Annotated in this window: 11 protein-coding genes; 5 read left to right on the forward strand and 6 right to left on the reverse strand. The window is 71.2% G+C overall.

The features are described from left to right. The first annotated feature begins 903 nt into the window (after positions 1-903). From ACLZN2_RS22430 to ACLZN2_RS22445, 4 genes are all read left to right on the forward strand, one after another. On the forward strand, positions 904-1296 hold the full coding sequence (locus ACLZN2_RS22430) for a DUF3883 domain-containing protein (RefSeq protein WP_416980772.1): 393 nt from the start codon (positions 904-906) through the stop codon (positions 1294-1296). A gap of 557 nt (positions 1297-1853) precedes the next feature. Next, positions 1854-3518 (forward strand): energy-dependent translational throttle protein EttA, encoded by a 1665-nt coding sequence (gene ettA / locus ACLZN2_RS22435; RefSeq protein WP_416980773.1) that lies wholly within the window; start codon positions 1854-1856, stop codon positions 3516-3518. A 6-nt stretch (positions 3519-3524) separates the two neighbouring features. Further along, positions 3525-3935, forward strand: coding sequence for an acyl-CoA thioesterase (locus ACLZN2_RS22440; RefSeq protein WP_416980774.1), 411 nt, complete (start codon positions 3525-3527; stop codon positions 3933-3935). Then, positions 3932-4612: a hypothetical protein gene (locus ACLZN2_RS22445; RefSeq protein ID WP_416980775.1), complete on the forward strand. Its 681-nt coding sequence runs from the start codon at positions 3932-3934 to the stop codon at positions 4610-4612. Before ACLZN2_RS22440 ends, ACLZN2_RS22445 begins: the two co-directional genes overlap by 4 nt. A 15-nt stretch (positions 4613-4627) precedes the next feature. Here the strand turns inward: ACLZN2_RS22445 and ACLZN2_RS22450 are convergent, their stop codons facing one another. The 6 genes from ACLZN2_RS22450 to ACLZN2_RS22475 all read right to left on the reverse strand — a co-directional run bounded on the left by ACLZN2_RS22450 (position 4628) and on the right by ACLZN2_RS22475 (position 10954). Continuing rightward, on the reverse strand, positions 4628-6082 hold the full coding sequence (locus tag ACLZN2_RS22450; RefSeq protein ID WP_416980776.1) for an SLC13 family permease: 1455 nt from the start codon (positions 6080-6082) through the stop codon (positions 4628-4630). Continuing rightward, on the reverse strand, positions 6079-7035 hold the full coding sequence (locus ACLZN2_RS22455; RefSeq protein WP_416980777.1) for an NAD(P)-dependent oxidoreductase: 957 nt from the start codon (positions 7033-7035) through the stop codon (positions 6079-6081). The genes ACLZN2_RS22450 and ACLZN2_RS22455 overlap by 4 nt, the downstream gene beginning before the upstream one ends. 288 nt (positions 7036-7323) lie before the next feature. After that, positions 7324-8175 (reverse strand): class II fructose-bisphosphate aldolase, encoded by an 852-nt coding sequence (locus tag ACLZN2_RS22460; protein WP_416980778.1) that lies wholly within the window; start codon positions 8173-8175, stop codon positions 7324-7326. Beyond that, positions 8166-9557, reverse strand: a complete 1392-nt coding sequence (locus ACLZN2_RS22465; RefSeq protein WP_416980779.1) for a four-carbon acid sugar kinase family protein — start codon at positions 9555-9557, stop codon at positions 8166-8168. The genes ACLZN2_RS22460 and ACLZN2_RS22465 overlap by 10 nt, the downstream gene beginning before the upstream one ends. 110 nt (positions 9558-9667) lie before the next feature. Continuing rightward, positions 9668-10360, reverse strand: coding sequence for a FadR/GntR family transcriptional regulator (locus ACLZN2_RS22470; protein WP_416980780.1), 693 nt, complete (start codon positions 10358-10360; stop codon positions 9668-9670). 189 nt (positions 10361-10549) lie between these two features. Further along, on the reverse strand, positions 10550-10954 hold the full coding sequence (locus ACLZN2_RS22475; protein ID WP_416980781.1) for a globin: 405 nt from the start codon (positions 10952-10954) through the stop codon (positions 10550-10552). Positions 10955-11331: 377 nt separating this feature from the next. Here ACLZN2_RS22475 and ACLZN2_RS22480 point away from each other — a divergent pair, with 377 nt between their 5' ends. After that, positions 11332-12342: a methyltransferase domain-containing protein gene (locus ACLZN2_RS22480; RefSeq protein ID WP_416980782.1), complete on the forward strand. Its 1011-nt coding sequence runs from the start codon at positions 11332-11334 to the stop codon at positions 12340-12342. Positions 12343-12404: the final 62 nt, after the last annotated feature.

Raw genomic sequence — 12404 nt, forward strand, 5'->3', positions numbered from 1 at the left:
TTCACCGCCAAGCCCACCGAACCCGAACCGCAGATCACCCCAAAACCGGAACCGAAACAGCTGCCGTGACTACACCACACCGCGGGACATGACCCCGGCGACGACCACTGGGCGTCCACGGCGCGCACTGTATCGCGCCCCCGGGACCCTTGAGTTGTCTAAATGTGTGACCACGCAGACGAACAACGGCGGATAAGCGCGAACGTCTGCGGACCATCAGAGCAGATAGGAACCACAGCCCAAGACTCCGCCCCACCCCAAGTTGCTTCGGGACGATGCTTCCGCCGTCGCGGCTTGCTCTGACGGACGTCATCGAGCAGCGTGGCTGAGGTCGGTGGGGGTGAATCGAGGCACACGTGCGCCTGATCGGTCGGCGCACCCGCCATCGTGGCTGACTTTCGGCGGCTGAGGCTCAGACGGCTCACACGATGGCTACGCTCCCTGGACACCCCGCCTCAGAAGTTCGTCATCGACAGCTCGAAGCCGCTGCCTCCACTCCCGCCCAGCCTTGGGGTTGCGGCCCATGCCACGCGCCACGGCACCCTCAGCCCGCTGAGCGGCGAAGGCCCGACGCTCCCGCAGTTGCTCGACAGAGAGGCCGGCCAGATCGGCGTACCAGTTGTCGTAAAGCTTCCAACGACTCATCGTCCCAGGGTGCCGATCACCACACCCCGGCCGCACACCAATTTCGGGCACCCGCGATGACCTGTTGCCCGACCGCACCACAAGCGCACCAGAACGAGCGGGGAACAGCGGGGAACCACGGGGAAAGCAGCCCAGCCGGACGACGCCGCGATTCGGCCGTTCACCCAGGTCAGAGACCGAACCAACCGCAAATGATCGGAGCTTCCCAAGCTGAGGGTCTTCACGGCACCATGGGGCGACTGACCATAGGGGGGTGTCGTGGGGAACAAGGAGACTGAACAGGCCGCGATCACGCATGTGATGGCCTTGGAGCGAGCCGCCGGCCGCGATCCGAAGGACGTCCGCACCTCGGGCCTCCCGTACGACGTCGAGAGTTCCCCTCGCATGATCGAGGTGAAGGCCTTCAGCCGCTCGGCGCGCAGTGAAGCGCTGCCGCTGGAACACCGGCAGGTGGAGGCCGCCAAGGCGAACCCCGAGCGCTACTACCTCTATGTGGTCGACAACCTTGCGGGCCTCGACGGGGCAGAGGTCGGTGTGCGCACTCTGCAAGGAGAGGCGCTTTTGGCAATGATCGAGCGAACCCAGCCCCATATCACGTATTGGCCCACGTTCAGGGCAGCCGAGTACGACCAGGCGGAACGGCTGCTGTGAGCGCTGCGGTACAGCAGTGAAGTACAGCAACCACCACGACCGCAGCCGACCACCATGAGCCGTCAGCGGCTGACTGGCCAGCTCGCTGGACCTCGAGACCACCCAGCCGAGAGTCCGGGACGAAGAGGTCGTCACCCAAGGTCTCATCACCACGCATCCGCCGACGGGGCTTGCTCTGATCGGCGGCAGGGCAGCGTGGCTGAGGCCGGTGGGGGTGCGGCGAGGCACACGCGTGCGTGGTCGGTCGGCGCGCCCGCCGTCGTGGCTGGCTGTCGTCGGCTGAGGTTCAGGCGGCCGGCGTCGAAGGTGTCCGTCGTCGGCCAACCGGCCGGACCGTGATGATCAACCTTGGGCCGTCCCTGGGCCGTCCCTGGGCCGTCCGAGGTCCCCCGAGGCCACTCGACAGCCACCGGCAACGACAGACGTCCCGCACCTGTCAACAGCGAAACCCCAGGTCACAGCCCGCCGCCCATACGGGTTTCCCCCCAGGGGTAGCCGTCCGGCAAGATGGGGTGTATCTGCCCACTGCCAGATTTCAAGCTGCCGGACGGTTTCTCTTGGCTGAGTACATCTACACCATGCGCAAGACGCGCAAGGCACACGGCGACAAGGTGATCCTTGACGACGTCTCGCTGAACTTCCTGCCCGGCGCGAAGATCGGTGTGGTCGGCCCGAACGGTGCCGGTAAGTCGACCGTTCTGAAGATCATGGCGGGGCTCGAGCAGCCGTCGAACGGTGACGCCTTCCTCTCGCCCGGGTACAGCGTCGGCATCCTGATGCAGGAGCCCACGCTGACCGAGGAGAAGACCGTCCTGGAGAACGTCCAGGAGGGTGTCGCCGAGATCAAGGGCAAGCTCGACCGGTTCAACGAGATCGCCGAGCTGATGGCCACCGACTACTCCGACGCCCTGCTCGACGAGATGGGCAAGCTGCAGGAGGACCTCGACCACGCGGGCGCCTGGGACCTCGACGCGCAGCTCGAGCAGGCCATGGACGCGCTCGGCTGCCCGCCCGGCGACTGGCCCGTCATCAACCTCTCCGGTGGTGAGAAGCGGCGCGTGGCGCTCTGCAAGCTGCTGCTGGAGGCCCCCGACCTGCTGCTCCTCGACGAGCCCACCAACCACCTCGACGCCGAGTCCGTGAACTGGCTGGAGCAGCACCTCGCCAAGTACGCGGGGACGGTCGTGGCCATCACTCACGACCGGTACTTCCTCGACAACGTGGCCGAGTGGATCCTCGAGCTCGACCGCGGGCGGGCGTACCCGTACGAGGGCAACTACTCCACGTACCTGGAGACCAAGGCCACCCGCCTCAAGGTCGAGGGCCAGAAGGACGCCAAGCGGCAGAAGCGGCTCAAGGAAGAGCTGGAGTGGGTGCGGTCCAACGCCAAGGGGCGTCAGGCCAAGTCCAAGGCCCGCCTCGCCCGCTACGAGGAGATGGCCGCCGAGGCCGAGAAGATGCGGAAGCTGGACTTCGAGGAGATCCAGATCCCGCCGGGGCCGCGGCTCGGCAACGTCGTCGTCGAGGTCAGCAAGCTCAACAAGGCCTTCGGGGAGAAGGTGCTGATCGACGATCTCTCCTTCACCCTGCCTCGTAACGGCATCGTCGGGGTCATCGGTCCGAACGGCGCGGGCAAGACCACGCTGTTCAAGATGATCCAGGGGCTCGAGACGCCCGACTCCGGTGACATCAAGGTCGGCGACACCGTCAAGATCTCGTACGTCGACCAGAGCCGCGAGAACATCGACCCGAAGAAGACCCTGTGGGCCGTCGTCAGCGACGAGCTCGACTACATCAACGTCGGGCAGGTCGAGATGCCGTCGCGGGCGTACGTCTCCGCCTTCGGCTTCAAGGGGCCCGACCAGCAGAAGCCGGCCGGCATCCTCTCCGGCGGTGAGCGCAACCGTCTGAACCTCGCGCTCACCCTCAAGCAGGGCGGCAACCTGCTGCTCCTCGACGAGCCGACCAACGACCTGGACGTGGAGACCCTCAGCAGCCTGGAGAACGCGCTGCTGGAGTTCCCCGGCTGCGCCGTCGTCGTCTCCCACGACCGGTGGTTCCTGGACCGGGTGGCCACGCACATCCTCGCCTACGAGGGTGAGTCGAAGTGGTTCTGGTTCGAAGGGAACTTCGAGTCGTACGAGAAGAACAAGGTCGAGCGGCTGGGCCCGGACGCCGCGCGTCCGCACCGCGCCACCTACAAGAAGCTGACCCGGGGCTGATCGATCTTGCGGCACATCTACCGCTGCCCGCTGCGCTGGGCGGACATGGACGCGTATGGCCACGTCAACAACGTGGTGTTCCTCCGCTATCTGGAGGAGGCCCGCATCGACTTCCTGTTCCGCCCGGAGAAGGACTTCCAGCAGGGTTCCGTGGTGGCGCGCCACGAGATCGACTACAAGCGCCAGCTCGTCCACCGGCACTCGCCCGTGGACATCGAGCTGTGGGTCACGGAGATCAGGGCGGCGTCCTTCACCATCGCCTACGAGGTGAAGGACGACGACCAGGTCTACGTCACGGCCTCGACGGTCATAGTGCCGTTCGACTTCGCCGCACAGCGACCGCGCCGGATCACGGCGGAGGAGCGCGAGTTCCTGAACGAGTACCGCGACGACGCCGAGGAGGCCGTCGCCGCATGACGGTGCTCCACCTCGCCGACGAGGGGGAGGCGGCGGACCTCGCGGCCTTCCTCTCCCGGCTGCTCCACTACGACCGTGGAGCCGCGGTGCGCCTCCAGGCGGCCGGTACGGCACTCGCCGTGTTCGGCCGGCCGCCCTCCTTCGAGGTGCTCGCGATCCGTGCCGTACGCCTCGCCAAGCCGTACGAGGACGGGCTCGCCGTCACCCTGGACGCCACCGTGTCCGCGGGTGAGCTGTTGGAGACGGTGGACGAGAGCGCGGCCACGGCCGCTGTGCCGACCGCTGTCACCGGGCCGCCGTGGGCGGGTGTCCTGCCGCCGCGCGGCGGATGGCGGGCCGAGGCCGGGCTGCCGGCGCCGGACGCGCTGCGGGCACTGGTCGGCGCGGCCGTCGCCGAGTTCCGGGGCCGTACCGAGGAACTCGCCCCCGAGAGCCGCAGCCGCGCCGAACTCGACCGGATCGGGCGGGAGATCTGGTCCCGGCCGGTCGGCGACACCGCGCTTCCGGTACGGGCCGTGCACGCGGCCCAGTCACTGGGCTTCCTGCGGCCCTCGGCCGGGGCACGGGACCTGGCGCTGCTCTCGCTCGGGGCCTGGCTGCGCCTGCGCACGCCGTACGGCTCGATCGCGGTACGGCGTGCGGGTTCGCTCGGGACCTTGGACGTCAGCGTCCGCTGACGGCCGGCGCCCCGGTCACACCAGGGGCCACAGCGCGGCCGTCAGGCCGAAGCCGATGACGCCCATCGTGGTCGTCAGGACCGTCCAGGTGCGCAGTCCGGAGGCCACGTCCAGGCCGGCCAGCCGGGTGAACATCCAGTAGCCCGCGTCGTTGATGTGCGACACGGCGAGACCGCCCGCGCCCATCGCCAGGGCGACCAGGGAGAGCTGGGCCGTGGACAGGTCGGCGCGCTGGAGCAGCGGGGTGAGGATGCCCGCCGTCGTGATCAGCGCGACCGTCGTCGAGCCCTGGGCGGCGCGCAGGGCGAGCGCGGTGAGGAAGGCCAGGAAGAGCGCCGGCAGACCTGTCCTGTCCAGGACGTCGGCGATCGCGTCGCCGATGCCGCTCGCCACCAGCACCTTGCCGAAGACACCGCCCGCGCCCGCCACCAGGATCACCATGGCGACGGCGGGGAGCGCCGAGCCCATCACGTTCGCGATGTGCGAGCGGTCCCAGCCGCGGCGGGCGCCGAGCAGGTACGCGCACAGCGCCACGTCGATCAGCAGGGCCACCATCGGGGCGCCGAGGACGGTGAGGACCGCGCGGAGCGTGGAGCCTTCGGCGAGGAGGTTCTGGCCCAGGGTGCCGGCCAGGATCAGCAGGATCGGGGTGACGATCAGTGCGAGGACCATGCCGAAGGAGGGCGCGGGCGGGGTCACGTCCGTGCTGGTGGAAGAGGCGGCGGGGGCGGGCCTGGTGAGGACCGCGGTGCCGTGGCCCTCGTCGGCGGGGGCGACGGCGGGGGCGGAACCGCCCGTGGCCTCGGGGGTGGGCTCCTCGCCGTAGACCTCCGCGTACACGGCCGGGTCCATCGGGTACTCGCGGCGGGTCATCCGGCGGGACACGAGGTAGCCGAGGAGGACGACGACCGCGGTGACCGGGATGCCCATCAGCAGGACCAGGCCCTGGTCGGCGCCGATGGCCTGGGTGACGGCGACCGCGCCGGGGTGCGGCGGCAGGAAGGCGTGCACGGTGAGCATGGCCGCGCCCATCGGAAGGGCGTAGACGAGGAGCGGCTTGCGGGAGGCGCGGGCGACGCCGTACGCGATCGGCATCAGGATGATCAGGCCGACCTCGAAGAAGACCGGGATGCCGAGGACGAAACCGGCGACCGTGAGCGCGAGCGGGGTGCGCTGGGAGCCGAAGCGGTCGATCAGGGAGTGGGCGAAGGAGGCCGCGCCGCCGGAGAGTTCGATGATCCGGCCGATCATCGCGCCCAGGGCGATGATGGTGGCTATGTGACCGAGGGTGGAGCCCATGCCCTCCTCGATGGTCTTCACCAGGTCGGCGGCCGGGACACCGGCGCTGAGCGCGACGCCGATGGAGACGACGACCAGGGCGACGAACGGCTGCACCTTGGCCCGCAGGATGAGCAGGAGCAGGGTGGCGACGCCGATCGCGGCGATGAGGAGGAGAGTGGTGTGGCTCATCTGGTGCCTCCCTCGGAGGGGACGGGGGTGGTGGGGGCTGCCGGGGCTTGCGGGGCTTGCGGGGCTTGCGGGGAGAGGATGGTGACGACCGAGGAGTCGTCGTGCGCGGCCAGGCCGGCGGCCTCGCCGAGGAGGTAGAGCTGCTGGGCGGCGGAGGCGAGCGGGACGGGGACGTGGGCGTCCTTCGCGATGCCGGTGACGATGCCCATGTCCTTCACGAAGATGTCGAGACGGGACTTCACCTCGGGGGCGGAGCCGTTCGCGTACGTCTCGACCATGCGGGGGCCGCGGTCGGCGAACATGAACGAGCCCGCGGCGCCGTGGCGGAGGCTTTCGACGACCGTGGCCGGGTCGAGGCCGAGGCCGCGGGCCAGCGCGATCGCCTCCGCGGCGGCGGCGATGTGGACGCCGGCGAGGAGCTGGTTGATCGCCTTGAGCGACTGGCCGTCGCCGGGGTTCGGGCCCACGACCGTGAGGGTGGAGGCCAGCAGGTCCAGGACCGGGCGGGCCAGGTCGAGGGCCTTGTCCTCGGCTCCCACGACGATCAGCAGATCGCCGTTGCCGGCGCGGACCGGGCCGCCGCTGACCGGGGCGTCGACGGTGAGGACGCCCCGCTCGGCGAGGCGGGCCGCCGTGGCGCGGGCGGCGTCGGGGCCGACGGTGCTGGTGAGGACGACGGCGGCGCCGGGGCGGAGGGTCTCGGCGGCGCCGTCCTTGCCGAAGAGGGCGGCGTCGACCTGGGCCTGGTCGCGTACGGCGAGGAGGACGACGTCCGCTTCCCGGGCGGCGTCGGCGGGGGTGGGGGCGGGGGTGCCGTTCGCTGCCGCGAGCTGGGCGAGGCGGGGTTGGGAGATGTCGTAGGCCGTCACGGGGAGGTGGGCGGCCAGGTGGGTGGCCATGGGGAGGCCCATGGCGCCCAGGCCGATCACGGCGGTGCGGGGAGGGAGGGGCATCGGGGGTGGGGCCTTTCTGGGGAGCGGGTGGTGGGGGTACGGGGGTGTGGGTGGGGTTTCCGGAGGGGTGCGGGTTGGCTGGTGCGGGCCGGGGGTGGGTCTCGCTCGCCCGCGCTTGCAGGGTGCCGCTGCGCCCACCCGTGCCGCCCCAGCGGCACGATTGCCCGCAGCTGCGGAGCGAATGGGGGCAGCTGCGGAGCGAATGGGGGCAGCGTGATTGCAACTCCCCAGGGGCGCGGGGAACTGCGCGACCGGCCACGACGGCCCGCAGACGAACGACGGCCGTAGCTACGTCAGCGTGCTGATCACTCGGGATGCTGCCTCGGTGACGGCGGCTCGGCCTGCTGACCACACGGTCACCGTGTCCGAAGCGGGGAGGGCGGACGGAAGCGCCGCGGATATCGCGTCGAGGTACGCGCGGCGGAGTTCCGCGTTGACGTTGATCTTGGCCACGCCGCGGGTGAGGGCGGCGCGGAGCTGAGGCTCGGGGACGCCGCTGGCGCCGTGGAGAACCAGGGGGACGGGGACGGCGGAGTGGATCGCGGAGAGGCGGTCCAGGTCCAGTCGTACCGGTTCGGCGGTGAAGCCGTGGACGTTGCCGATCGCGATCGCCAGCGCGTCCACTCCCGTCTCGGTGACGAACTCCGCCGCCTGGGCCGGGTCGGTCATGGCGGCAGGGGCGGCCGCCGCGTTCGTCGAGACGTCCTCGTCGCCCGGCAGGGCGCCCAGCTCGGCCTCCACCCAGGCGCCGTGTTCGCGGGCCCGGCGGACGGCCTCGCGGGTCAGGGCGATGTTCTCGGCGAAGGGGAGGTGGGAGCCGTCGACCATGACGGAGGTGTAGCCGGCCTCGAGGCAGGCGGTGATCTCGTCGAGGTCGCGGCTGTGGTCGAGGTGGACGCCGATGCGGGCGGTGGAGGTGGCCGCCGCGTCGAGGGCGAGGCGCATCAGGGGGTCGCGGCCCGCGTGCTTGAAGGGGCTCGAACCGGCCTGGATCAGGACCGGGTGGTCGGGGTGCGCCTCGGCCGCCGCGACGATCCCCTGGACGGTCTCCAGGTTGTACGCGACGAAGCCGGGCAGGGCGCTGCCGTTTTCGTAGGCGGTGGTGAGGGCCTTGAGGCCGTCGGGGCCGGTCAGCAGCATCGGGCGGCGCTCCTCAGCAGGGCGAGGGCGTCGGCGAGGGCGTCGTCGCCGCCGACGTTCCCCGCGAACACGATGTAGGGGATGCCCGCGGCCGGGCCGTCGACGGGCTGCCAGAGGGAGACGATGCCGGGCAGCAGCGTGCCCCGGGCCCAGGCGCGGCGGATCTCCAGACCGTGGGTGGCGGTGTCGCTGGAGGTGATGCCGCCCTTGGCGATGACGAAGGCGGGCCGGCGGGCCGCGGTGATCAGACGGACCGTCTCCACCAGCGCGGCGGAGACGCTGCGGGAGATCGCGAGGCTCTCGTCCGGGTCGGTGGCCGTGACGACCGTGCGGGTGGTGCGGACGACCGTGTCGGCGGTGGCCATCGCGGTCGCCGCGGCGTCGGCGATCTCGCGGATGTGCGGGTTCCGGCGGGCGGGGTCGAGGAGCTGGGTGACGTCCAGTTCGAACTCGGCGAGGTCCGTCGTCGTCTCGCGCAGGCGGTTCAGCTGGCGGGTGGTGAGGCCCACGTGTGAGCCGACCACGATCAGGCCGTGCGGGGCGTCGGCGCGCAGGGGGGCGAGTTCGGGGGCGGTGAGCGGGGGGTGGGCGGGCTGGCCGGCGCGGGCGCGGACGAAGGAGGGGCCGACCCGGTGCAGAAGCCGGGTGCCCTGCTCCTCCGCCTCGGCCAGGGCGAGGGCGAGGACGCGCAGGTCGTCGTCGCGGACGGCGTCGACGACCGCGGTGGCGCCGTCGCGGAGGCCGGCGAGCAGGCCGGCGACGTGGGCGGGGCCGCCGGTGCGCAGGTCGGTGAGGGTGATGCGGACGACCTTGTCGGCGGGGATACGGCCCTTCGTCTTCTCCTCCACCCAGTCGGGCAGGGCGGAGGAGGTGTAGCCGAAGGTGGCGTCGCGCGCGAACTCGCTCTCGCCGACCGGGAGGAGGCCGTCCGGGGTGCGCATCCAGTGGACCGAGTCGACCGTGAGCCGGCCGGCCTCGATGTAGGCCGGGACGAGGACGACTCCGTCGGGGGCGGCGCCGGTCGTGGACAGTTCCTCGGCGAGGACGTCCGTCTCCAGGGGGAAGTGGCCGCGCAGGGTGGAGTCGCCCCGGGAGGCGATGACGTACGGGATGTTCTCGGCCCGCGACGCCTCGTGCAGGGCGCGGGCGATCTCGCGGTTGCGGGTGGCGGCGTCCTGGGGGGAGAGGCTGCGGGTGTTGGTGAGGACGAAGAAGGCGGGGCTGTCCTGGCGCAGCGCCCAGCGGAGGTCGTCGGTCGTCCAGGTGGTGAGGACCGGGATGTCCTTGACGGTCTGGGTGCCGGTGGGGTCGTCGTCGAGGACGGCGAGACGGGGGGCCGTGGTGAGGCGGGCGGCCACCTCGGAAGGGGCGACGGTCCTCACTGGTGGGATATCTGCCAGTATTTCGGGCTCGGGGAGGGCATGGCGGGGTAGGGACATGGCGGTTCCTGGGATGGGGGTCGGCTACGGCGCGGGTGCTTGCGGCGTGGGTGCTACTGCTGCTTCAGCACATGGGTGCGGTAGTCCGTCGCCGTCTGGTGCATGTGGGCGTTCATGGCCTCGCGGGCCTTGTCCGGGTCGCCGGTTTCCAGGGCCCGTAGGACCTGTTCGTGGTGGGCGATGGCGTTGACGCGGATCTGGGGGACGGAGGAGGTCTCGCGGCGGCCCTCGGCGAGGAGCGCGCCGAAGGGTTCGAAGAGGAGGGGGACGAACAGGTTGCCCGTCGCCCGCATCACGGTCGCGTGGAAGTCGATGTCCGCCTGTACGAACTTCTCGGTGTCGTGCTCGTCGGCGGCCTCCCGCATGGTGGCGAGATGCTCGCGCAGCTCCGCGAGATGGGTCTCGTCGCGGCGGAGTGCGGCCAGTTCCGTGGCGCCGTTCTCGATCAGGCGGCGGGCCTCGATCAGACGCTCGGACAGCGAGGTGTGGGAGGAGCGGGACGCGGCGCGCACCACCGGCTCCAGCGCCGTCCAGCGGTCCGGCGCGTTGACGTAGGTGCCACGGCCCCGTACGACCCGTACGACGTTCTGCGCGCGCAGTTGCTTCACGGCCTCGCGCACGGTGAGCCGGCTCACGGAGGCCTGCTCGGCGAGCTCGCCCTCCGGGGGGAGGGCGGCGTCCGGCGGGTAGGTGCCGTCGATGATCTCGCTGAGCAGGCGTTCGGCGAGGTCTTCGGAGAGCGACATCGTTGGGCCTCCGGCAGGCGGGTGCGGGTGCGGGTCAGGAGCCACCGTACAGTCGTCAGCTGGAGATCTGACGTCAGACATCTGATGTCTCGATGGGGGTAACCATGACAGCGGGTCGGGGGTGCGTCAATACCCCTACGGGATTTCTGTCCGGTTACGGCACGGGATCGCCCGGCGTCGGCCGAACGCTCAGTCGGCCGCGTTCACCATCGACGCCGCGGCGTACGTCAGGTACTTCCACAGCGTCTCCTCGTGCTCCTCGGAGAGCCCGAGCTCCTCGACCGCGTCCCGCATGTGCTTCAGCCAGGCGTCGTGCGCCGCCCGGTCGACCACGAAGGGGGCGTGCCGCATCCGCAGACGCGGGTGGCCGCGGTTCTCGCTGTACGTCGTGGGGCCGCCCCAGTACTGCATGAGGAACAGCGCCAGACGCTCCTCCGCCGGGCCCAGGTCCTCCTCCGGGTACATGGGCTTGAGGAGCGGGTCCTCGGCCACCCCCTGGTAGAAACGGTGGACCAGCCGGCGGAAGGTCTCCTCCCCACCGACCTGCTCGTAGAAGGTCTGCTCCTGAAGCGTGCCGCGCCGAATCTCTTTCACCACCCCATGGTCTCAGACGGGTGGACCGAGGTCGGAAGGCTTAGGGCCTGTCCGGCGGATCATGCCGCAGACGCGGGGTCTGGCACGCCCTCCCCCAGAGGGGGTACCCCCAGCGGCGTTGTCGTCGGTTGCCGACTCCCCCACTCTCGACTGCGCTCGAGCGGGGGGACCCCGATCGCGTCGACGCCCTCCTCCGCCTTGCAGTTGCACGCTCCCCCACGCTCGAACGACCTCGCGCGGGGGCACCCCCATCGCCCCCGCTCACCGGCGCTTATAAGGCGTCGTCGCTTTCCTGCGACTTGATCCGCCGGACAGGCCCTAGGACCGGCCGCCTGCGCACACTCGCCTCGGCGCGGGTTCCGCCGCACAGTGGAGGCATGGGCGGGCTCGACCTCGATCACAGCCTCGACGACCTCGCCGTCTCGGCGCGGGCCGCGATGGTGCGCGCCATCGAGGCGAGTGGGGCCTTCGCCGCCGATCCGCGCTGGCGGGAGGCGTTCGGGGCGGTCCCGCGCCACCTCTTCGTGCCGTACTACTACGTCGGCTGCGTCGGCGGATTCGAACGGCGCTGGGGCGAGAGCCCCGACCCCCGCACCCGTGAGCGATGGGTGCGCGGCGCCTACGAGGACACCCCGCTGGCCACCCGGCTGCGCGACGGCGAACTGCTCTCCTCCAGCAGCCAGCCCTCACTGATGGCGCTGATGCTGGCCGAGCTGCGGGTGGAGAGCGGCGACCGGGTGCTGGAGATCGGGGCGGGGACCGGCTACAACGCGGCGCTGCTGTCGTACCGGCTCGGCGACGACCATGTCACCACCGTCGACCTGGACCCGGAGATCACCGAGTCCGCGCGCCGCCATCTCGCCGCCGCCGGCTACCACCCGACCGTCGTCACCGGGGACGGGGCGCGCGGGGTGCCGGAGCGGGCCCCCTTCGACCGGATCATCGCGACCTGCCGGCTCGCGTCCGTGCCCCGCGCCTGGATCACCCAGTGCCGACCGGGTGCGCTCATCCTGACCCCGCTGGCCACCGGCCTGGTCGCGCTGACCGTACGGGACGCCGGGCACGCCGAGGGGCACTTCCTGCACACTCCCGCCTACTTCGTGCCCCTGCGCGGGGCGAGCCGCCCCGAACCCGAGCCGACCGCGCTGGGCGGGGTGCCGCGCCGGGCGAGGGAGAGCGACCTGTTCCGCTTCCTGCTGTCGCTCACCCGAGGCAGCCTCGAACCCCGGGAGGCGTACGCCCTCTGGGAGCGCGAGGGCATGCCGGACCGGCAGCGCTACGGCGTCACGGTCGGCGTACGGCACGCCTGGGCGTGGCTGGACGAACCGGAGGGGCCGTACGCCTGGCCCCTGCCGGGGCCGTCGGGGGCCAGGCTCGTCGAACCGTAGCCCCCGACGCCTCGACGAGTTCCGTGGTCGGAGCCTGTGTCATATCCCCGGCCGGATCAGCG

This window comes from Streptomyces sp. T028 (assembly GCF_048159505.1).
Lineage (GTDB): Bacteria > Actinomycetota > Actinomycetes > Streptomycetales > Streptomycetaceae > Streptomyces.

Excerpts from the sequence above, each read along its gene's own strand:
- ACLZN2_RS22470 (WP_416980780.1), bottom strand. The coding sequence starts at position 10,360 with ATGTCGCTCTCCGAAGACCTCGCCGAACGCCTGCTCAGCGAGATCATC.
- ACLZN2_RS22450 (WP_416980776.1), bottom strand. The coding sequence starts at position 6,082 with ATGAGCCACACCACTCTCCTCCTCATCGCCGCGATCGGCGTCGCCACC.
- ACLZN2_RS22480 (WP_416980782.1), top strand. The coding sequence starts at position 11,332 with ATGGGCGGGCTCGACCTCGATCACAGCCTCGACGACCTCGCCGTCTCG.
- ACLZN2_RS22445 (WP_416980775.1), top strand. The coding sequence starts at position 3,932 with ATGACGGTGCTCCACCTCGCCGACGAGGGGGAGGCGGCGGACCTCGCG.
- ACLZN2_RS22455 (WP_416980777.1), bottom strand. The coding sequence starts at position 7,035 with ATGCCCCTCCCTCCCCGCACCGCCGTGATCGGCCTGGGCGCCATGGGC.
- ACLZN2_RS22460 (WP_416980778.1), bottom strand. The coding sequence starts at position 8,175 with ATGCTGCTGACCGGCCCCGACGGCCTCAAGGCCCTCACCACCGCCTAC.